The sequence below is a fragment of the Roseateles sp. GW821-FHT09H10 genome, from assembly GCF_059415865.1.
Genome location: NZ_JBWKOB010000005.1, coordinates 462,266 through 481,696, shown reverse-complemented (window position 1 = coordinate 481,696; position 19,431 = coordinate 462,266). Strand labels below are relative to the sequence as shown.

General features: G+C 68.6%; 19 protein-coding genes. 10 read left to right on the top strand and 9 right to left on the bottom strand.

Annotated elements, in window-relative coordinates; translation table 11 throughout:
- Positions 1-8: 8 nt before the first annotated feature.
- From AC07OY_RS23385 to AC07OY_RS23355, 7 genes are read right to left on the bottom strand one after another with little or no spacing between them, the layout of a single operon-like run.
- Positions 9-2,216, bottom strand: a complete 2,208-nt coding sequence (locus AC07OY_RS23385; RefSeq protein ID WP_495044972.1) for a GNAT family N-acetyltransferase — start codon at positions 2,214-2,216, stop codon at positions 9-11.
- Positions 2,213-3,409, bottom strand: a complete 1,197-nt coding sequence (locus tag AC07OY_RS23380) for a glycosyltransferase family 4 protein (protein WP_495044971.1) — start codon at positions 3,407-3,409, stop codon at positions 2,213-2,215. The genes AC07OY_RS23385 and AC07OY_RS23380 overlap by 4 nt, the downstream gene beginning before the upstream one ends.
- Positions 3,410-3,449: 40 nt before the next feature.
- Positions 3,450-4,409: a glycosyltransferase family 2 protein gene (locus tag AC07OY_RS23375; protein WP_495044970.1), complete on the bottom strand. Its 960-nt coding sequence runs from the start codon at positions 4,407-4,409 to the stop codon at positions 3,450-3,452.
- A gap of 9 nt (positions 4,410-4,418) precedes the next feature.
- Positions 4,419-5,141 (bottom strand): hypothetical protein, encoded by a 723-nt coding sequence (locus AC07OY_RS23370; protein ID WP_495044969.1) that lies wholly within the window; start codon positions 5,139-5,141, stop codon positions 4,419-4,421.
- A gap of 6 nt (positions 5,142-5,147) precedes the next feature.
- Complete coding sequence (locus AC07OY_RS23365; RefSeq protein WP_495044968.1) at positions 5,148-5,987, bottom strand: hydrolase 1, exosortase A system-associated; 840 nt, start codon at positions 5,985-5,987, stop codon at positions 5,148-5,150.
- Positions 5,984-6,799, bottom strand: coding sequence for a hydrolase 2, exosortase A system-associated (locus AC07OY_RS23360; protein ID WP_495044967.1), 816 nt, complete (start codon positions 6,797-6,799; stop codon positions 5,984-5,986). The genes AC07OY_RS23365 and AC07OY_RS23360 overlap by 4 nt, the downstream gene beginning before the upstream one ends.
- Positions 6,796-7,053 (bottom strand): acyl carrier protein, encoded by a 258-nt coding sequence (locus AC07OY_RS23355; RefSeq protein WP_495044966.1) that lies wholly within the window; start codon positions 7,051-7,053, stop codon positions 6,796-6,798. The genes AC07OY_RS23360 and AC07OY_RS23355 overlap by 4 nt, the downstream gene beginning before the upstream one ends.
- Before the next feature lie 110 nt (positions 7,054-7,163).
- Here AC07OY_RS23355 and AC07OY_RS23350 point away from each other — a divergent pair, with 110 nt between their 5' ends.
- A complete protein-coding gene (locus AC07OY_RS23350) occupies positions 7,164-8,768 on the top strand; it encodes an acyl-CoA ligase (AMP-forming), exosortase A system-associated (protein WP_495044965.1) in 1,605 nt (534 codons plus the stop codon).
- The gene (locus tag AC07OY_RS23345) at positions 8,765-10,027 is read left to right on the top strand and encodes a pyridoxal-dependent decarboxylase, exosortase A system-associated (protein WP_495044964.1); all 1,263 of its coding nucleotides are present in this window, start codon (positions 8,765-8,767) and stop codon (positions 10,025-10,027) included. The genes AC07OY_RS23350 and AC07OY_RS23345 overlap by 4 nt, the downstream gene beginning before the upstream one ends.
- Here AC07OY_RS23345 and AC07OY_RS23340 read toward each other — a convergent pair.
- Both AC07OY_RS23340 and AC07OY_RS23335 read right to left on the bottom strand, forming a co-directional pair.
- On the bottom strand, positions 10,024-10,758 hold the full coding sequence (locus AC07OY_RS23340; protein WP_495044963.1) for an arginyltransferase: 735 nt from the start codon (positions 10,756-10,758) through the stop codon (positions 10,024-10,026). The two genes, AC07OY_RS23345 and AC07OY_RS23340, sit on opposite strands and share 4 nt — an antisense overlap.
- Positions 10,755-11,489 carry a leucyl/phenylalanyl-tRNA--protein transferase gene (locus tag AC07OY_RS23335; protein WP_495044962.1) on the bottom strand — a complete coding sequence of 245 codons (735 nt, stop codon included), beginning with the start codon at positions 11,487-11,489 and terminating at the stop codon, positions 10,755-10,757. Before AC07OY_RS23335 ends, AC07OY_RS23340 begins: the two co-directional genes overlap by 4 nt.
- 23 nt (positions 11,490-11,512) lie before the next feature.
- On the opposite strand from AC07OY_RS23335, the gene AC07OY_RS23330 reads away from it, so the two are divergent.
- The 8 genes from AC07OY_RS23330 (at position 11,513) to kdpC (ending at position 19,420) form a co-directional block, all read left to right on the top strand.
- Complete coding sequence (locus tag AC07OY_RS23330) at positions 11,513-11,881, top strand: ArsC family reductase (protein ID WP_495044961.1); 369 nt, start codon at positions 11,513-11,515, stop codon at positions 11,879-11,881.
- Between the two features lie 131 nt (positions 11,882-12,012).
- Positions 12,013-13,218, top strand: coding sequence for an ammonium transporter (locus AC07OY_RS23325; protein ID WP_495044960.1), 1,206 nt, complete (start codon positions 12,013-12,015; stop codon positions 13,216-13,218).
- 47 nt (positions 13,219-13,265) lie between these two features.
- Positions 13,266-13,976: a riboflavin synthase subunit alpha gene (locus AC07OY_RS23320; protein ID WP_495044959.1), complete on the top strand. Its 711-nt coding sequence runs from the start codon at positions 13,266-13,268 to the stop codon at positions 13,974-13,976.
- 180 nt (positions 13,977-14,156) lie between these two features.
- Entirely contained in the window at positions 14,157-14,249 is a 93-nt protein-coding gene (gene kdpF, locus AC07OY_RS23315) for a K(+)-transporting ATPase subunit F (RefSeq protein ID WP_082532572.1), read from the top strand.
- Positions 14,246-16,042 carry a potassium-transporting ATPase subunit KdpA gene (gene kdpA / locus AC07OY_RS23310; RefSeq protein ID WP_495044958.1) on the top strand — a complete coding sequence of 599 codons (1,797 nt, stop codon included), beginning with the start codon at positions 14,246-14,248 and terminating at the stop codon, positions 16,040-16,042. The genes kdpF and kdpA overlap by 4 nt, the downstream gene beginning before the upstream one ends.
- Complete coding sequence (gene kdpB / locus AC07OY_RS23305) at positions 16,039-18,093, top strand: potassium-transporting ATPase subunit KdpB (RefSeq protein ID WP_495044957.1); 2,055 nt, start codon at positions 16,039-16,041, stop codon at positions 18,091-18,093. Before kdpA ends, kdpB begins: the two co-directional genes overlap by 4 nt.
- A 20-nt stretch (positions 18,094-18,113) precedes the next feature.
- Positions 18,114-18,818 (top strand): TorF family putative porin, encoded by a 705-nt coding sequence (locus AC07OY_RS23300; RefSeq protein WP_495044956.1) that lies wholly within the window; start codon positions 18,114-18,116, stop codon positions 18,816-18,818.
- Between the two features lie 11 nt (positions 18,819-18,829).
- Positions 18,830-19,420: a potassium-transporting ATPase subunit KdpC gene (gene kdpC, locus AC07OY_RS23295; RefSeq protein ID WP_495044955.1), complete on the top strand. Its 591-nt coding sequence runs from the start codon at positions 18,830-18,832 to the stop codon at positions 19,418-19,420.
- The last annotated feature ends 11 nt before the right edge of the window (positions 19,421-19,431 follow it).

The following is a 19,431-nucleotide window of genomic DNA, read 5'->3' as shown; positions in this document are numbered from 1 at the left end:
CTCGGGATTCAGGCGGCTGGATTGTCGGGGCGCGGCGCGGGTTTGGTGCGCAGGCGCCGCCAGGTGGCGCCGACCGCCTGGCGCGCCAGGCCGAGCAGGCCGCGCAGCGTCAGCGGGTCGTAGGCGACGAGGCCGAAGCGTTCGCGGCGCTGGCTCATCCAGGCGGCCTTGTAGGTATCGTCGCCGATCAGGTAGTCGATCTCCTGCACCTTGTCCGCGTCGATGGCCTGCTCCATCAGCAGGGCCGTCAGCAGGGTGCCGGGGGCCAGGGCCTTGTGGGCCTCGTCGTAGGCAAGCTTGTAGATGTCGGCGCGGCCGTTGGCGACGATCCAGATCTGCGCCGCCACCGGCTTGTCGCCCAGCCAGGCCAGGCCCAGGCGCAGCCAGCCGCGCGCGGCGCACAGGCGGATCAGGCCGGGCACGAAGTCGGGAAAGGGCTCGGGCACCTTCCAGCTCTGGCCATAGACGGCCTGGTAGGCCGCCAGGCCGGCTTCCAGCCGGTCGCCGCCGCGCACGATCTCCAGGCGCCCGCCTTCGGCCGCGAACTTCTTGGCGTTGCGCTTGATGGTGCTGCGCACCTGGCCGCTGCGGCCCTTGAGATAGTCGTCCCAGCCCTGGCGCACCGGTTCGTACCAGTTGCCGAAGGCGAAGTAGCTGTGGGCGCTGAGGCCGGCCAGGCCCAGCGCGCGCTGCAGCACGCCGAACTCGCGGGAGTCCGGGTCCATGGGCGAGAAGCGATAGGCCGCCGCGCGGGCGCCGCCGCTGCGCAGGGCGCGCGTCAGCGGCAGCAGGTCCTCGGCCTCGACGTCCTCGTCCAGTGCCGGCGAGTAGATGGCCGTGTAGAAATTCGACAGCGCGCTCACCTCGCGGCCCAGCGCACCGGTCTGCGCCACGACCGGCAGCACGGCCAGCACGCGGCCCTGGCGGCGCAGCACATGCAGGCGCACCTCGTGCGTCTGCGGCTGGAGGGCGTAGACATGGTCGATCAGGTTGGCATGCCAGTCCGCGCCGAACTCGACATGCCTTTGCTCGGCCCTGCTCAGCAGCGCGAGCGCGTCGGCGGGCAGCTCGCGCACATGCACATAGGTGTCGATGCTGGCGCCGCTACGGTTGACCATGATCTCGGTGTCGACCGGCTGCTTGCCGCGCCGCAGCCAGCCGCGCGCGCCGCGCCTGAGCAGGCCGTAGAGGGCGGGCAGGCCGTGGTGGCGGTAGACGCTGACGTGGTTGATCCAGCGCTGCGAGGTCGACCAGGCCAGCAGGTCGGCCTCGGCATTGGTGTAGAACTCGACGACCCCGCCGGGCGCGCGCGTGAACAGGTCTTCCAGCGTGCGCAGCAGCAGGATGCGGCCCGGCGCAAAGCGCTCGAACTGCTCGTGAAAGGCCGTCTTCAGCATGACGGCCATGCCGTCGCGCAGCAACAGCATGCGCGAGGCGAGCAGGTCGTCGCCGTGCCAGAGTTCGTAGACCAGGGCCTGGCCGCGCGTGGCGTACTCGCGCATGGCCTCGACGTAGAAGCGCCCCTGGGGGCTGTCGCTGCTGATGGCCGTGCCTTCGCGGCCCTTCCAGCCGCTGGACTCCAGCACCGCATAGCGCTCCACGGCGGCCGGGATGTCCTCGGGTGCGCTGACCACCACCAGCCGCTCGCCACCGGGCTCGGACTGCAGCCGGCGCAGGTAGCGGCGCATGTTCTGGATCAGCTTGCGCGGCCGCTGCGCCCAGTAGTCGTCGAAGCTGCCGCGCAGGTGGACGCTCATGGTCAGCGCATGCGGCTGGCTCTTCACGGGCAGGCCGGGCAGTTCGCGCAGGTCGCCGAAGCGCGGGTCGTTGCACAGCAGATCGAGCTCGCTGGCATAGCCGGGCAGCAGCGGGAACAGGCCGCGCAGGTCCAGGCCGGGCGTGATCAAGCTGGGGCCGATCTGCGTCTGCGAGGGCAGGAAGCTGCACCACACGCCCAGGCCACGCGCCTGGGCGCTCAGCAGCAGCAGCGCGACGGGTTCACCGGCCACATCGGCGCGGGCCAGCAGCACGCCGGTCTCGCCGAAATGGCGCAGCAGGCCGTCGACAAAGGCGCTGTCGAGCATGCCGTGGCCGGCCATCAGGCGCTGGTTGAGGACATCCCAGGCGCCGCGGTGCGCACCCAGCCCTTCGGCCGGGTTCAGCCGCGCCACGGACCAATGCGTGTCTTTCCTGGTCGTCGTGAGGGGCTGGTTCACGGCATGACTCGCCAGCGGCGCTTGATGTGGCGCCAGGTGCCGCTGATGGTGCCGGCCAGGCGATGCCGCCATGTGAAGGCGGGCAGCTGGCCGGGGTTCGCCAGCATCTTCTGGTACTGCTGGATGTAGGCCTGCTTGGTCTGGCCGATGGAATAGTATTTCTCGGCATTGCTGCGGCTGGCCGCCGCGAGGCGCTGCCACTCGGCGGCCGTGGTGGCCGTGAGGGCATGGGCCAGGGCGCCTTCCTTGCGCATGTCGATGAAGATGCCGTCCTTGACGATGTCGATCTGGTTGACGTGGTCGGTGCTGATCACGGGCAGGCCGACGGCCATGGCCTCGATGTAGACGATGCCGAAGGTCTCGAACAGCGAGCCGAGCGTGAAGACGTCGGCGGCGGCATAGGCCTGCGGCAATTCGCCGTGCGGCAGGGTCTTGAAGACCGTCCGGCCGGGCATGAGTTTTTCGGCCATGCCCTGGATCGCGTCGGAGTCCTGGTTTCTCTGGCCGACGGCGAGCAGCCAGGCATTCGGCACCTTGGCCACTTCCTTGATGATGTGGTCGGTGCGCTTGTGCCAATAGCAGATGGTGCCGACCGTGATGACGACGAATGCATCGTCGGGAATGCCATTGGCACGGCGAAATGCCAGCCGGTCATCCGGGCGATGCTTGAAGACATCCAGATCCACGGCATGCGGAATCACAAAAGCCTTGTGCCGGATGCTCGTGGAGTAGTTGTATTGCGTGTACTCCTGGACGTAGTCGCAATTCGGAATCTCGGCGGCCTTCAGCGCGCCGCCGTTGGACCAGACGATGGTGGGCGTCTTCTTGAAAAGATGGCGCAGCGACCAGAGTTCGTTGCAGACCTCTTCCTCGAGACAGTGGATGATGTCGAAATTGCCGCTGAGCAGATGCGGCAGCACGCCCCACGCAAAGCTGGTGGTTTCAATGCGGACGCGCTCCATCTCGATGGCGCTCTGTTTCCATTTCTCGCTGGTCAGCGGCGTGATGCCATCCAGCATGTTGGAGTAGCGCGGGATGGTCTTGATCACCACCTCTTGCGCGCTTTCGGTGCCGCCGCCCTTGAATACCGTGATGTCGAGATCGTTGCGCAGCAACTGGAAGACATCCTTGGCAAAGACCTCGTGGCCGCGCATCACCTGGCCGAGCCCCGAGCATAGAAGTGCTATTTTCATTGTTTCGCTGCCGTCATTTCGGTGGTTGCTGGCTGGCCTGTCAGTTGCTCGCGCTCACGCGCGGCAGCAGCGGGCCCAGCCAGGAGCGGATCAGGACTTTCCAGCCAGGCACGTGGCGCTGATCGCAGCGCAGCGCCGTCCGGGCGCTGCTTCGGGCGGCAGAGAAAAGCCCGGCGCGCAGCTGGGCGGCAGCGTAGTCGCTCCAGCTCTTGGCGAGTGCGCTGTGCACCGCCTGGCGATCGGCCATGCGGCCGTCGGGGCCCTTGAGCCCCCAGGCGTCCAGGGCGCGCTGCACGACCAGGCCGCGGTAGTTCCTGGTCGGGGCCGAGCGGGTGATGCTGGTCGGGTGGTGGCGGTACAGGGCGTAGGGATGGGCGACACGCTCGATGCGCGTGATGCGTGAGCAGCGCAGCCACAGGTCGTAGTCCTCGCCGATGCGCAGCTCCGGGTCGAAAAGCCCGGCCTGATCCAGGACCTGGCGATGCACCAGCACCGTGGAGGTCCAGACCACGCAGTCGAGCAGCAGCTCCGGATAGAGCCAGCCCGTCGCCCCTTGCCAGCGCTGCGGGTCGTCGGCCTGCAATTGCAGATCACGCAGCCATTGCGGATCGGGCTCAGGCGCCACGCTCGACCAGATCTGCCAGGCGGTGTAGCTCATCCGGCAATCGGGGTGCTGGGCCATCGCCGCAAACTGGGCGGCCAGCTTGCCGGGCAGCCAGATGTCGTCGGCGTCGACGAAGGCGATCCAGTCCCCGCTTGCCGCCTGGATGCCGGTATTGCGCGCCTTGGCCACGCCGGCATTGGCTTGCTGGATCAGTCGGGCGTGCGGAAACTCCCTGGCCACGACGGCCACGGAGTCATCGCTGGAGCCGTCGTCCACGACGATGAGCTCCAGCTCCACGCCTGCCTGCGCGACCACGGAGCGCAGCGTGGCGGCGATATAGGCGCTGGCATTGAAGCAGGGGACGACGACCGAAACGAGAGGCGGCGTGTTCGTCACATCAGACAATCATTGCGAGGCAGCCGAAGCAGCCGAAGCAGCCGCATCCGGCGGCGCGGGCTCGACCCAGCGCTTTTCCTTCTCCAGCCGCTGCTTGAGCTCGGCCTTCTGCAGGCCCATGGCCATGGCACGATGGGCCTGGGCGAGGGCTTTGTCCCAGGCCCCCAGGTCGGCATAGAGCAGGCCCGCGTTGTACTGGGTGAAGGCCTCGTCCGGGCTGGAGGTCACGACATAGTCGAGATGCTTGAGGGCTTCGTCCGCGCGCTTGCGCTTGACCAGGAAATTGACATACAGCAGGCGCACGACCTTGTCGTCGGGCACAAACCGCAGCGCACGCTCGTAGTAGCACTCCACGGTGTACATCGCACCCCGTGGCGGGTCCTTCTTTTCCAGTTCGGCCAGGCGCTGCATGGCGTCCAGGGCGCGGTAGTGATTGGGAAACGAGCGCAGCGTGTAGTTGATGTCGCCGCCGGGGTAGCCGGTGGTGCCCTTCAGATTCACATAGGTCTCGCGCCGGAAATGGGCGTTCTCGACGATGGCCTTCTGGCCGAGGCTGGCGGTGCGGTAGTCAAACGGCCCGTAATGGCTCTGGCTGAGCGGTCCGCAGGGATTGGCTTCATCCAGGGCGGTCTGGGCCGTGGATACCAGCGGCGCCCCGGCCATGAATGCCAGGAGAAATGCCCCGCGCAGGATAGGCAAACCCTGCATGCTGCTGAAGGAGATCTTGGACATCGGCGTTCAGTGCTGGCAGAAATGTTTCAACAACCACGCGGTGGTTGCGGCGTTCAATTCCTGGGCGGCATCGCCGCTGGAAAAGGTGTGGTCGACATCCGGGAACAAGGCCTTTTGCAGCAGCGGGCGCTCGAGCAGCCCTTGCCAGGCCGGTGATTCGGAACTGAGGTCGACAAACTCTTTGGCAGTGTAGTCATCGCCACTCAGTGCGACCAACACCGGGGCGTCGAAGCCGCGCAGGCCTTGCGCCATGCGGTCCTGGAAGCCGCTGGCGGGTGTGGCGCGGGCCGCCTGGCGCAGATTCGCGCCGAGATCGCCGACCGAGCCCAGCCCCACGCGGCCGCTGAGCAGCTTGGCCCAGAACTCGCGCTGGCGGATGCGCTGCCAGTAATAGTGCTTCACATGCGTCTTGGCGAGGCTGGCGGCCGAGCGAACCCAGGGATTCGCCAGCACCAGGCCGGCCACCCGGGCGTCGCGGTGGTTGTGCAGATACAGCAGGGCCGCGGATGCGGCGTCGCACAAACCCCAGAGCACCACCCGTTGCAGCGACGGATGCGCCTTCAGCAGCGCGTCGATGGCACTGGCGATGTCGGCGTCCACGGCCAGGAAGTCGCGCGTTTCGCCGCCGCTGTCGCCCATGCTGCGGTAGTCGAAGCGCAGCGCCGCAAAGCCCTCGGCGGCCAGATGGCGGGCCAGCAGCGTGAACTGGCGGTGGCTGCCGGCACGGTATTGCGGGCCGCCGACGATGATGAGGACGCCGACCTCGGCCGCTGCGCCCTCGGGTTCGGCCAGGATGCCGACCAGGGGCTGGCCTTCGCAGGCGAAGCTGAGGACCGATTCCTTCATGCCAAAGCCTCCACCGTGGCGGTGACCAGGCTTGGCGCCAGCTCGATCTCGGCCGTGGCCCAGAAACCCGGGCCTTGCAGGATGCGCGGGCGCACGGCCCAGCCGGCCTCGCCCCAGCTCTTGATGGCCTGTTCGCTGACCGGCGTGAGCGTGGCGTCCTCGCGGGTGCTGAGTTCCAGCCATTCGACGCGGCCCGGCGCGCCGGCGGGCGCCAACTTGGCGGCTTCCAGGCCCGAGGCCAGCGCCGAGCCGAGGCGGTAGCCGGCGATGTCCACCGGCCGGCCGGCGGCCAGTTCGGTCTTCATCGCCTCCATCAGGCCCTTGCTGGCGCCGCTGGCCATCTCGGCAGCCAGCTTCAGGCGCAGGAACTGCTGCAGGGCCAGCTTGCCGCTGGTCATGGGCTGCCAGAACAGGTAGTTGACCGGGCGGCCCCAATCGGCAGCGGCCAGCAGCGCGCCGGCGCGCAGGCCCCAGAGCCAGGTCGGCGCGTCCGGAATCTTGGCGTCGAGCCATGCCAGGCCCAGGCGCACATCGGCCTGCCAGTCGGCCCAGGCGGCGTCGCCGAAGTCCGCGGACGAGTCGCCGCAGCCGCGCAGGTCGATCTGCAGCACGGCATGGCCGGCTTCAGCCAGCGCGCGGCAGGCGAGGGCGGCCATGCGCCGCGATTTGTTCATCTCCTCAGCGAACGGGTGCAGATAGAGCACCCGGCTGCGCGCCGCGCCCCGATATTCCGAGGCAGGCGCATGGAAGAGGCAAAGCCGCTGCTCGCCGCCGGCGGCGGGCAGGAAGAAGACGTCGGGGTGAGGGATCAACCCAGGCGGGCGGCGACAAAGTCCGCCAGCGAGCCGACCGTGGCGAAGGTGTCGCCGTCGATGTCGTCATCGTCGACGACCAGGCCGAGCTGTTCCTCCAGCCCGGTGATCAGGCTGACCACGGCCATGGAGTCCAGCTCGGGCAGGGCGCCGAGCAGGGCGGTGTCGCGGGTGAAGGTCTGGGCGCGGCCGTTCAGGCTCAGCACGTCGTCGAGAAGCCGCAGCACATGGCTGAGGACCTGGGCGTTGTCCATGGGGTCTAGCGTCCAAAAAAGCAGCCGCGCAGTTTAGCCGGCCGCCCCCTTGCCTCCGGGGGCGGCGCCCCCTTGGCCTCGGGGGCGCGTGAGATACTTTTTTGACCCAGATGCGTCCCCTGTCCATGCCCGAATCCACGCTGTTGAACGAGTTGGTGGCCGTCGCCGCCGAGCGCACGCCCGACGCCCCGGCCCTGACCCATGGCGCGGCCACGCTGAGCTATGGCGAGCTGGACACCGCCGTGCGCGGCTTTGCCAGCGGCCTGATGCAGCTGGGCCTGGCCCGCGGAGAACGGGTCGCCATCTACCTGGAAAAGCGCTTCGAGACCGTCGTCGCCAGCTTTGGCGCCCCGGCCGCGGGCGGCGTCTTCGTGCCGCTCAACCCCCTGCTCAAGCCCGATCAGGTCGGTTTCATCCTGCGCGACTGCGACGTGCGCGTGCTGGTGACGTCGCCCGAGCGCCTGTCCCAGCTGGGCGAGGTGCTGACCCAATGCCCGTCGCTGCGCCATGTGGTGCTGACCAGCGGTACCGGCTCTGCCCCGGTGCCCGTGCATGACTGGGCCCAGCTGCTGGCCTCGCCCGCCCGCGCCGGCCACCGCGTCATCGACACCGACATGACGGCCATCCTCTACACCTCCGGCTCCACCGGCCGCCCCAAGGGCGTCGTGCTGTCGCATCGCAACATGGTGGCGGGCGGCAAGAGCGTGGCGAGCTACCTGGAGAACCGCGCCAGCGACACCCTGCTGGCCGCGCTGCCCCTGTCCTTCGATGCCGGCTTCAGCCAGCTCACCACGGCCTTCCACAGCGGCGCCCGCGTCGTGCTGCTGAACTATCTGCTGCCCAAGGACGTGCTCAAGGCCATGGAGCGCGAGAAGGTGACGGGCCTGACCGCCGTGCCGCCGCTGTACATCCAGCTGACCCAGCTCGAATGGCCCGCCGCCATCGACGCCAACCTGCGCTACTTCGCCAACACCGGCGGCCGCATGCCGCGCGCCACGCTGGACCTGCTGCGCGCCAAGGCGCCTTCGGCCCAGCCCTTCCTGATGTACGGCCTGACCGAGGCCTTCCGCTCGACCTATCTGCCGCCCGCCGAGGTGGACCGCCGCCCCGACTCCATCGGCAAGGCCATCCCGAATGCCGAGATCCTGGTGCTGCGCGAGGACGGCAGCGAATGCGCGCCGGATGAGCCGGGCGAGCTGGTGCACCGCGGCGCTCTGGTGGGCCTGGGCTACTGGAACGATGCCGAGAAGACGGCCGAGCGCTACAAGCCCTTGCCGGTCGGTGTGGGCGGCCGCGAGGGCGGCCTGCAGCTGCCCGAGTTCGCCGTGTTCTCCGGCGACACGGTCAAGCGCGACGCCGAAGGCTTCCTCTACTTCGTCGGCCGCCGCGACGAGATGATGAAGACCTCGGGCTATCGCGTCAGCCCCACCGAGGTCGAGGAGATCCTCTACGCCACCGGCCTGGTCGGCGAATGCGTGGCCTTCGGCGTCTATCACGACACCCTGGGCCAGGCCATCCAGGTCATCGCGACGCCGCCCGAGGGCGCCGCCGCCCTGGACCTGGCCGCCTTGACCGCCGCCTGCAAGGCCCGCATGCCCGCCTATATGGTTCCCCACGGCATTGACGTCCGTTCGGGCCCGCTGCCGCGCAACCCCAACGGCAAGATCGACCGCAAGACCCTGTCGACCGACTGGGCTGAACGCCACCCCGCATGAGCGAACCCACCGCCCCCAAGCGTGCCCTCGAGCATGCCCCCGTCCTCTTCCCACGCAATGCTGACGGCGAACTGCTGATCGGCGGCCAGCGCCTGTCGGTGCTCGCCGAGCGCGTCGGCCAGACGCCTTTCTATGCCTATGACCGCGGCCTGCTTCAGCGCCGCGTCGCCGAGCTGCGCGCTGCCCTGCCGAAGGGCATCGAGCTGCACTACGCGATGAAGGCCAATCCCATGCCCGCCCTGGTGCAATGGATGGCGGGCCTGGTCGACGGCATCGACGTGGCTTCGGCCGGTGAACTGCAGGTGGCGCTGAATGCCGGCGCCGACCCGCACGAGGTCAGCTTTGCCGGCCCCGGCAAGCGCGACATCGAGCTGGGCCAGGCCGTGGCGGCCGGCGTGCTGGTCAATGTCGAATCGGCGCGCGAGCTGCTGCCGCTGGCGCGGGCCTCCCAGCGCCTGGGCCTGCCGGCCCGCGTGGCCCTGCGCGTCAACCCCGACTTCGAGCTCAAGGGCTCGGGCATGCGCATGAGCGGTGGCCCCAAGCAGTTCGGCATCGACGCCGAGGCCCTGCCGGAAGTGCTGGCTGAAGTGGGTCGGTTGAAGGGCGATGGCATCGCCTTTGAAGGCTTCCACCTCTTCGCCGGCTCGCAGAACCTCAAGGCCGAGGCCATCTGCGACGCGCAACAGAAGAGTTACGAACTGGCCCTGCGCCTGGCCGAAGCCGCGCCTTCGCCGGTCAAGTTCCTGAACCTGGGCGGCGGCTTCGGCATCCCCTATTTCCCCGGCGAGACCCGCCTGGACCTGTCACCCATCGCCGACAACCTGGCTGCCCTGCAGGCGCGCGCCAAGGCCGATCTGCCGGCCGCCAAGCTCGTCATCGAACTGGGCCGTTATCTGGTCGGCGAGGCCGGCGTGTATGTCAGCCGTGTGGTCGACCGCAAGGTCTCGCGCGGCCAGGTCTTCCTGGTGGCCGACGGCGGCCTGCATCACCACCTGTCGGCCTCCGGCAATTTCGGCCAGGTGCTGCGCAAGAACTACCCGGCCTCGGTCGAGCCGCAGGGCCGCACCGAGTCCTCGACCGAAGCCGCCAGCGTCGTCGGCCCGCTTTGCACGCCGCTGGACCTGCTGGCCGACCGCATGGACATGGCCAAGGGCGAAATCGGCGACCTGGCCCTGGTCTACCAGAGCGGTGCCTATGGCCGCAGCGCCAGCCCGGCCGGCTTCCTCGGCCATCCGGACGTCGTCGAAGTGCTGGTCTAAGCAGCGTCCGTCCAGACCCCGTTCTGCAGGATCTGGTGGGGCCTGAAGCCCGCCTTGTAGGCCATCTTGGGGCTCTCTTCGATCCAGTAGCCCAGATAGAGGTGGTTGAGCTTCAACTCCCTGGCCTGCTGGATCTGCCACAGCACGCCATAGGTGCCCAGGCTGCCGGCCACGTCGGGGTCGTAGAAGGTGTAGACCGCCGACAGGCCGTCGTTGAGGATGTCCAGGATGGAGACCATGCGCAGCGGCGTGCTGCCGTCGGGCATGGTTTCCCTGAACTCCACCAGGCGCGAATTGATGCGCGACTGCAGCAGGAACTGGGTGTACTGGTCGACGCTGTCGTGGTCCATGCCGCCGCCGGAGTGGCGGCCGGCCTGGTAGCGCAGGTACAGCGCGTAATGCTCGGGCGAATAGCCCAGGCGCATGACCTTGGCCTGCAGATGGCTGTGGGCCTTCCAGGCGCGGCGTTGGGAGCGCGTCGCCTCGAAGCTGGCCACCGGCACGCGCAGGGCGATGCAGGCGCGGCACTGGTCGCAGTAGGGGCGGTAGGTGAACAGCCCGCTGCGGCGGAAACCCGCGGCCACCAGGTTGGAATAGGCGTCCGCGTGGATCAGATGGCTGGGGGTGGCGACCTGCGAGCGCGCCTGGCGGCCCGACACATAGCTGCACGGGTAGGCTGCCGTGGCATAGAACTGAATCTGCGCGAGCGGCAGTTCTTTGGGGTGTGTCACGTCGAATTGAGCAGGAGCCGATCCCAGTAGCCTGGATGATAGGTCCAGGGCCCGGGTGTGGCTTCACCGACATGGGTGGCGAGATGGTCCTCGAAGGCCGAGCGTGGGACTTCTGCCGCGCCGAGGGACGCCAGATGGGGGGTGTTCTGCTGGCAGTCGATCCAGGGAATGCCGAACTCGCGGCACAGGCAGACCAGCGCGCACAGGGCGATCTTGGACGCGTCGGTGCGGCGCATGAACATGGATTCGCCATAGAACATGCGCCCCAGGTTGACGCCATAGAGGCCGCCGGCCAGCTCGCCCTCCATCCAGGTCTCGACGCTGTGCATGGCCGGCCAGGCTAGGTAGGCGGCCTGCAGTTCGGGAACGATCCAGGTGCCCGACTGGCCCTCGCGCGGCACGCTGGCGCAGGCCCTGAGGACGGCGGCGCGATCGAAATCGACGCGGATCTCGCAGCCCGGCGTGCCGGCGAAGCGCGCCACCGTCTTGCGCAGCGAGCGCGACAGCTTGAAGTCGGCCGTCTTCAGCACCATGCGGGGGTCGGGTGCCCACCACAGCGGCGGCTGGCCGGGGCCATACCAGGGGAAGACGCCGCGGCGGTAGGCGGCCTCCAGGCGCTCGGGGGTCAGCGAGCCGCCGGCGGCCAGCAGGCCGGGCGCGTCCGTGTCGGCGCCCAGGGCGCGGTGGCTGGGCGGGAATTCAAGCGTTGCGTCATCGAGCCAGTCGATCATGGGGCCATGGTAAGTTGCCGCCCATGATCACCGTCTATGGCATTCCCAACTGCGACACCGTCAAGAAGGCCCGCACCTGGCTGGCCGGCCAGGGCCTGGAAGTCGCCTTCCATGACTTCAAGAAGCAGGGCGTCCCGGCCGAGCTGCTGCCCGCCTGGATCCAGGCCTTCGGCCGCGACCGGATCGTCAACCGCGCCGGCACGACCTGGCGCAAGCTGGACGAGGCCACCAAGGCCGGCGTGACCGACGACGCCGCAGCCATGGCCGTGATGCAGGCCGAGCCCAGCGTCATCAAGCGGCCTGTCGTGCAATGGCCGGACGGCCACTGGACGCTCGGATTCAGTGCGGAATTGTTCGAGAAGAGTGCATCAAAGGCACCAAACAAGGGCTGACCGCTCTGGCGTGGTGCCAGCCGACGCGCAATTCATGCCTTGAAAGCGGGCATCGAATTTGCAATTTCGGTGCGATCCGTCTCGGCTTGGTGCATGGTGCCCAAGTCTGGAGCCGGCGGCCGGAGACTGCGTTGGAGACATCGATCAAGCAGGGCGCGGATGCGCTCTTCATCCTGCTGGGCGCCATCATGGTGCTCGCCATGCATGCGGGCTTTGCCTTCCTCGAACTGGGCACCGTGCGCAAGAAAAACCAGGTCAATGCCCTGGTCAAGATCCTGGTGGACTTCGCCGTGTCCACGCTGGCCTATTTCCTGGTCGGCTATGCCGTCGCCTACGGCACCCACTTCTTCGTCGGTGCCGAGCAGCTGGCGCAGAAGAACGGCTATGAGCTGGTCAAGTTCTTCTTCCTGCTGACCTTCGCGGCTGCCATCCCCGCCATCGTGTCGGGCGGCATTGCCGAGAGGGCGCGCTTCGGTCCGCAGCTCGCCGCCACCTGCGTCATCGTCGGCTTCATCTACCCGGTCTTCGAGGGCATCGCCTGGAACCAGGCCTTTGGCATCCAGGCCTGGCTGAAGGCCGCCACGGGCGCCGAGTTCCATGATTTCGCCGGTAGCGTCGTCGTGCATGCCGTGGGCGGCTGGATCGGCCTGGCGGCCGTGCTGCTGCTCGGCCCGCGCCTGAACCGCTACCGCAAGGACGGCGCGATGAGCGCCCATCCGCCCTCCAGCATCCCCTTCCTGGCCCTGGGCGCCTGGGTGCTGACGGTGGGCTGGTTCGGCTTCAACGTGATGAGCGCCCAGACCCTGGACAAGATGTCGGGCCTGGTGGCCGTCAACTCGCTGATGGCCATGGCCGGCGGCACGCTGGTGGCCGTGCTGCTGGGCCGCAACGACCCCGGCTTTGCCTACAACGGCCCGCTGGCCGGCCTGGTGGCGGTCTGCGCCGGCTCGGACGTCATGCACCCGCTGGGCGCCCTGGTCACCGGCGGCGTGGCCGGCTGGCTCTTCGTGCAGTTCTTCACCCTGACCCAGAACCGCTGGAAGATCGACGACGTGCTGGGCGTCTGGCCCTTGCACGGCCTGTGCGGTGCCTGGGGCGGCATCGCCTGCGGCATCTTCGGCCAGCAGGGCCTGGGCGGCCTGGGTGGCGTCAGCATCGGGGCCCAGCTGATCGGAACCCTGGGCGGTGTGGCCTGGGCGCTGGCGGGCGGCTTCGTCGTCTACGGCGTCATCAAGCGCATGACCGGCCTGCGCCTGGACGCCGAGCAGGAGTTCGAAGGCGCCGACCTGTCCATCCACAAGATTGGAGCGACACCGGACCGCGAGGCCAACTGGTAAGCTGATCCGAACGTTTTCATCAAGGCCTCCCTGGGGGCCTGTTTTCCATGTTCACAGGCATTGTCCAGGGCGTCGCCCGCGTCGAATCCATCGAGGCTAGAGAGGGCCTGCACACCGTGCACCTGAAGTTCCCCCAGGGCTTTGACGAAGAGCTGGCCATTGGCGCCAGCGTGTCCTGCGACGGCGTCTGCCTGACGGTCACCGAGCGCCCGGCGCCCGATGTGGCCAGCTTCGACGTGATGGCCCAGACCCTGCGCCTGACGACGCTGGGCGGCCTGATGGTGGGCTCCGGCCTGAACGTCGAGCGCGCCGCGAAGGAGGGCGTCGAGATCGGCGGCCATCCGCTGTCCGGCCATGTCGATGTGTCGGCCCGCATCTCGGCCATCCGCAAACCCGACAACAACCACGTCATCCGCTTCGCGCTGCCCGCGCCGTGGATGCGTTATGTCTTTGCCAAGGGCTATATCGGCGTCAATGGCTGCAGCCTGACCGTGGCCGAGGCCCACCGCGAGCGCGACGGCTCGGGCTGGTTCGAGGTCTGGCTCATTCCCGAGACCCTGCGCATGACGACCTTCGGCGCCAAGGACGTCGGCGACGCGATCCACATCGAGATCGAGCGCAGCACCCAGGTCGTCGTTGACACCGTGCGAGACGCGCTGGACGAAAAGCTCGGTCCGCTGCTGCCGGTGCTGGAAGCGATCGCGCGGGAGCGCGGCATCGATATCACCCAGCTCGCCATCGGCAAGTCGTCTTCTTGATACTTTCTTGATGCCGCCCGCCGCCTTCTTGTCGGCGGTTTGACGGCCCGATTTCCAGAATGACCTCCATCGCAATGGAGGTGTCATGGACATCGTTTTTCTGGGTCTGGGTGCGGCTCTCGCACTGTTGACCGGGCTCGCGGCCTGGGGCTGCGACAAGTTGGCGAGCGGGAGGAAGTCATGAGCGGCTTCGAGCTCGCCGCCGCCATCCTCGTCGTCGGGCTGGTGGGCTATCTGTTCTGGGCGCTGCTCTTCCCGGAGGACTTGTCATGAGTTCTTCCGCCTGGGTTCAGCTCATCGCTTTCCTCGTCGTGCTGCTGGCGCTGGCCTGGCCGCTGGCGCGCTGGATTCACGCCGTCATGGAAGGCCGCATCGCGTGGCTGAACCGCATCGAGCGTGGCCTGCTCAAGCTGGCTGGCGTCACTGCCGACGCCGAGCAGGGTTGGCTGCGTTACGCCCTCGGCCTGCTGCTCTTCAATGTGCTCGGCGTTGTCGCCGTCTATGCGCTGCAGCGCCTGCAGCACCTGCTGCCGCTGAACCCGCAGGGGATGGGTGCCGTGTCACCCGACTCGGCCTTCAACACCGCCATCAGCTTCGTCACCAACACCAACTGGCAGGGCTATGGCGGCGAGACGACGATGAGCTATCTGACGCAGATGCTGGCGCTGACGGCGCAGAACTTCCTGTCCGCCGCCACCGGCATCGCCGTCGTCATGGCGCTGCTGCGCGGCTTCGCCCGCCATGGTGCGCAGGCCATCGGCAATGTCTGGGCCGACCTCACGCGCGCCACGCTGTGGGTGCTGCTGCCGCTGTCGCTGGTGTTCGCGCTGGTGCTGGCCGGCATGGGCGTCGTGCAGACCTTCAAGCCCTCCCAGGCGATCGCGACCGTCGAGGCGCAGACCTGGCAGGTGCCCAAGGCCGGCGCCGACGGCCAGCCGCTGAAGGGCGCCGACGGCCAGCCCGTCATGGAAGACGTCAGCGGCCAGTCGCAGACGCTGGCCGTCGGCCCGGTCGCGTCGCAGCTCGCCATCAAGATGCTGGGCACCAATGGCGGCGGCTTCTTCAACGCCAACTCGGCCCATCCCTTCGAGAACCCGAGTGCGGCGACGAATGCGCTGCAGATGCTGTCCATCTTCCTGATTCCGGCGGCGCTGTGCTTCGTCATGGGTCGGCAGGTGGGCGACATGCGCCAGGGCTGGGCCCTGCTGGGCGCGATGACGGCGATGTTCGTCGTCGCTGTCGTCATCGCGACCGGCGCCGAACAGGCCGGCAACCCGCAGCTCGCCAAGCTGGGGGTGGACGCGGCGGCCAGCGCCACGCAGCCGGGCGGCAACATGGAAGGCAAGGAGGCGCGCTTCGGCATCGCCGCGTCGGCGCTGTTCGCCGCCATCACGACGGCCGCCAGCTGCGGCGCGGTCAATGCGATGCACGACAGCTTCACGCCGCTGGGCGGTGCGGTGCCCCTGGTGCTGATCCAGCTCGGCGAGGTCGTCTTCGGCGGTGTCGGCGCGGGCCTGTACGGCATGCTGGTGTTCGCGCTGCTGGCCGTCTTCGTGGCCGGGCTGATGATCGGCCGCACGCCCGAATATCTCGGCAAGAAGATCGAGGTCTTCGACATGAAGATGGTGTCGCTGGCCATCCTGCTGACGCCGCTGGCGGTGCTGATCGGCACGGCCGTCGCCGTGTCGGTGGCGCCGGGCAAGGCCGGCATCGCAGCACCCGGCGCGCATGGCTTCAGCGAGGTGCTGTATGCGCTCTCGTCCGCCGGCAACAACAACGGCAGCGCCTTCGCCGGCCTGTCGGCCAACACGCCCTTCTACAACCTGCTGCTGGGCGTGGTGATGTGGGTGGGCCGCTTCGGCGTCATCCTGCCGGTGCTGGCCCTGGCCGGCTCGCTGGCGGGCAAGAAGCGGCTCGCGGCGGGCGAGGGCACGCTGCCCACGCACGGCCCGCTGTTCATCGCGCTGCTGATCGGCGTGGTGCTGCTGGTCGGTCTTCTGAACTATGTGCCCGCCCTGGCCCTCGGCCCGGTCGTCGAGCACCTGATCCTGTGGAGCGCTCAATGAAACGCGCTGGCTTTCCCCTGTTCGATCCCAAGCTGACGCGCGCCGCACTCGCGGACGCGTTCACCAAGCTGGACCCGCGCACGCAGCTGCGCAACCCGGTGATGTTCGTCGTCTACCTCGGCAGCCTGTTCACGACGGCTCTGTCCGTCGCGCAGCCGAACGGCTTTGTCACTGCGGTGACGGTGTGGCTGTGGTTCACCGTGCTGTTCGCCAACTTCGCCGAGGCCCTGGCCGAGGGCCGCAGCAAGGCGCAGGCAGCGTCGCTGCGCGGCCTCAAGAAAGAGACCTGGGCCAAGGTCGCCGAGGGCTGGAAGCCGGGCCTCGCGCGCGACGCGCTGCAATGGCATCCGCGCGAGGCCGGCAGCCTGCGCAAGGGCGAGATCGTCCTCATCGAGGCCGGCGACGTGGTGCCGGCCGATGCGGAAGTGGTGGACGGCGTCGCCTCGGTGGACGAGAGCGCCATCACCGGCGAGTCCGCCCCCGTCATCCGCGAGAGCGGCGGCGACTTCTCGGCGCTGACCGGCGGCACCCGCGTGCTGTCGGACTGGGTGGTCGCGCGCATCGCCGTCAACCCCGGCGAGACCTTCGTCGACCGCATGATCGCCATGGTGGAGGGCGCCCAGCGCAAGCGCACGCCCAACGAGATCGCGCTGACGATCCTGCTGGTCGCGCTGACCCTGGTCTTCCTGGGCGTCTGCGCCACGCTGCTGCCGTTCTCGCAGTTCAGCGTGGCCGTGGCCGGCGCGGGCGAGCCGGTCAGCCTGGTCGTGCTGGTGGCCCTGCTGGTCTGCCTGATCCCGACCACCATCGCCGGCCTGCTGTCGGCCGTCGGCGTGGCGGGCATGAGCCGCATGCTGCAGGCCAATGTCATCGCCACTTCGGGCCGTGCCGTCGAGGCCGCCGGCGACGTGGATGTGCTGCTGCTGGACAAGACCGGCACCATCACGCTGGGCAACCGTCAGGCCGATGCCTTCTGGCCGCTGGCCGGTACCTCCGAGGCCCAGCTGGCCGACGCGGCCCGCCTGGCCTCGCTGGCCGACGAGACGCCCGAAGGCCGCAGCATCGTGGCGCTGGCGGATCGCAATTTCGGCGCAGCTGTCACGGCCGCCGATCGCGGCGAGTTCATCGCCTTCACCGCCCAGACGCGCATGAGCGGCGTGGACCTGGGCGAGCGCCAGATCCGCAAGGGCGCCGGCAGCGCCGTGCGTGCCCATGTCGAGGCCTTGGGCGGACGCTGGCCGGCCAGCGTGCAGGCGTCGGTCGATGAGGCCGCCCGCCGCGGCAGCACGCCGCTGGTGGTGGCCGATGGGGTCCAGGTGCTGGGCGTCGTCGAGCTGAAGGACATCGTCAAGCCCGGCATCAAGGAACGTTTCGCCCAGTTGCGCCGCATGGGCATCAAGACGGTGATGGTGACCGGCGACAACCGGCTGACGGCGGCCGCGATTGCCGCTGAAGCGGGGGTTGACGACTTCCTCGCCGAGGCCACGCCCGAGGCCAAGCTCGCGCTGATCCGCGAGCACCAGGGCGAAGGCCGGCTGGTGGCCATGACCGGCGACGGCACCAACGACGCGCCCGCGCTGGCCCAGGCCGACGTGGCCGTCGCGATGAACACCGGCACCCAGGCCGCGAAAGAGGCCGGCAACATGGTGGACCTCGACAGCAACCCCACCAAGCTCATCGAGGTCGTCGAGACCGGCAAGCAGATGCTGATGACGCGCGGGTCCCTCACGACCTTCTCCATCGCCAACGACCTGGCCAAGTATTTCGCCGTGCTGCCGGCGGCCTTCGTGTCGACCTACCCGCAGCTGGGCGCGCTGAACGTCATGCAGCTGGCCAGCCCCAGCTCGGCCATCCTGAGCGCCGTCATCTTCAACGCGCTGATCATCGTCGTGCTGATCCCGCTGGCCCTCAAGGGTGTGCGCTACCGCGCTATCGGCGCTGCCGCGCTGCTGCGTCGCAACCTGCTGGTCTACGGCCTGGGCGGCGTCATCGTGCCTTTCATCGGCATCAAGGCCATCGACCTCGTGCTGGTCGCCCTCGGCCTGGCCTGAATCCTCTCTTTCCCAATCCCATGAAAACTCTTGTTTCCGTTCTCGCCCTGACCCTCGCCGCTCCCGCCTTAGCGCAGGAGGCCAGCCCGCTGAGCTTCAACGCCAGCATCACCAGCGACTACCGCTACCGCGGCATCTCCCAGACGCGCCTGAAGCCCGCTCTGCAAGGCGGCCTGGACTACGCCGCGCCGAGCGGCTTCTACGTGGGCGCCTGGGCATCGACCATCAAGTGGATCAAGGACGCCGGCGGCGACGCCCAGGCCGAGATCGACCTCTATGGCGGCTACAAGACCGAGGTCGCGCCCGGCCTGACGCTGGACGTCGGCCTGCTGCAGTACGTCTACCCCAGCCACAAGCTCGCCGTCAGCCCCGACACGCTGGAGGTCTATGGCGCGCTGAGCTTCGGCGTCGTCACGGCCAAGTACTCGCACAGCACGAGCAACCTGTTCGGCTTTGCCGACAGCAAGGGCTCCGGCTACTTCGACGTGTCGGCCAACTTCGATGTCGGCGGGGGCATGACGCTGACGCCCCACGTCGGCCACCAGACCGTCAAGCGCACTGCCGCCGCCTCCTACACCGACTGGTCGCTGACGCTGGCCAAGGATTTCTCCGGCCTGGTCGTCAGCGGCGCCATCGTCGGCACGGATGCCGACGGCTATGTCGGTGCCAACGGCAAGGACCTGGGCAAGCCCCGCCTCGTCGTCGGCCTGAAGAAGGTCTTCTGAAGGAGTTCGCCATGACCCAGGACCCCATCCTCCGCCCCGCGCTGACGCTCTTCGTCGCGCTCAGCCTCGTCACCGGCCTGGCCTATCCCCTCGTCGTCACCGGCGTGGCGCAGACGGTCTTCCCCAGCCAGGCCAACGGCAGCCTCATCGTCCAGGACGGCAAGGCCGTCGGCTCGGCGCTCATCGGCCAGCAGTTCACCGACCCTGGCCACTTCTGGGGCCGCCCGTCGGCCACGGCGCCGATGTCCCACAACGCCGGCGCGTCCGCCGGCTCCAACCTGGCGCCGACCGCACCGGCCCTGGTGGACGCGGTGAAGGCCCGCATCGAAGCCCTGCGTGCCGCCGACCCGGGCAACGACGGGCCCGTGCCAGTCGACCTGGTGACCGCCTCGGCCAGCGGCCTCGATCCCCACATCAGCCGTGCCGCAGCCGACTACCAGGCGGCCCGCGTGGCCCGTGTGCGTGGCCTGCCGCTGGAGCGCGTGAAGGCCCTGGTGCAAGCCCATGCCGAGGGCCGCGCCCTGGGCTTCATCGGCGAGCCGCGGGTGAACGTCCTGGCACTGAATCTGGCCCTGGACCGTGAGACGATGACCGCACGATGACTTCACGCGGA

Excerpts from the sequence above, each read along its gene's own strand:
- kdpA (WP_495044958.1), top strand. The coding sequence starts at position 14,246 with ATGAGTTCTTCCGCCTGGGTTCAGCTCATCGCTTTCCTCGTCGTGCTG.
- kdpB (WP_495044957.1), top strand. The coding sequence starts at position 16,039 with ATGAAACGCGCTGGCTTTCCCCTGTTCGATCCCAAGCTGACGCGCGCC.
- AC07OY_RS23300 (WP_495044956.1), top strand. The coding sequence starts at position 18,114 with ATGAAAACTCTTGTTTCCGTTCTCGCCCTGACCCTCGCCGCTCCCGCC.
- AC07OY_RS23320 (WP_495044959.1), top strand. The coding sequence starts at position 13,266 with ATGTTCACAGGCATTGTCCAGGGCGTCGCCCGCGTCGAATCCATCGAG.
- AC07OY_RS23335 (WP_495044962.1), bottom strand. The coding sequence starts at position 11,489 with ATGATCGACTGGCTCGATGACGCAACGCTTGAATTCCCGCCCAGCCAC.
- AC07OY_RS23365 (WP_495044968.1), bottom strand. The coding sequence starts at position 5,987 with ATGAAGGAATCGGTCCTCAGCTTCGCCTGCGAAGGCCAGCCCCTGGTC.
- AC07OY_RS23380 (WP_495044971.1), bottom strand. The coding sequence starts at position 3,409 with ATGAAAATAGCACTTCTATGCTCGGGGCTCGGCCAGGTGATGCGCGGC.
- AC07OY_RS23355 (WP_495044966.1), bottom strand. The coding sequence starts at position 7,053 with ATGGACAACGCCCAGGTCCTCAGCCATGTGCTGCGGCTTCTCGACGAC.
- AC07OY_RS23370 (WP_495044969.1), bottom strand. The coding sequence starts at position 5,141 with ATGTCCAAGATCTCCTTCAGCAGCATGCAGGGTTTGCCTATCCTGCGC.
- kdpC (WP_495044955.1), top strand. The coding sequence starts at position 18,830 with ATGACCCAGGACCCCATCCTCCGCCCCGCGCTGACGCTCTTCGTCGCG.
- AC07OY_RS23350 (WP_495044965.1), top strand. The coding sequence starts at position 7,164 with ATGCGTCCCCTGTCCATGCCCGAATCCACGCTGTTGAACGAGTTGGTG.
- kdpF (WP_082532572.1), top strand. The coding sequence starts at position 14,157 with ATGAGCGGCTTCGAGCTCGCCGCCGCCATCCTCGTCGTCGGGCTGGTG.
- AC07OY_RS23330 (WP_495044961.1), top strand. The coding sequence starts at position 11,513 with ATGATCACCGTCTATGGCATTCCCAACTGCGACACCGTCAAGAAGGCC.
- AC07OY_RS23345 (WP_495044964.1), top strand. The coding sequence starts at position 8,765 with ATGAGCGAACCCACCGCCCCCAAGCGTGCCCTCGAGCATGCCCCCGTC.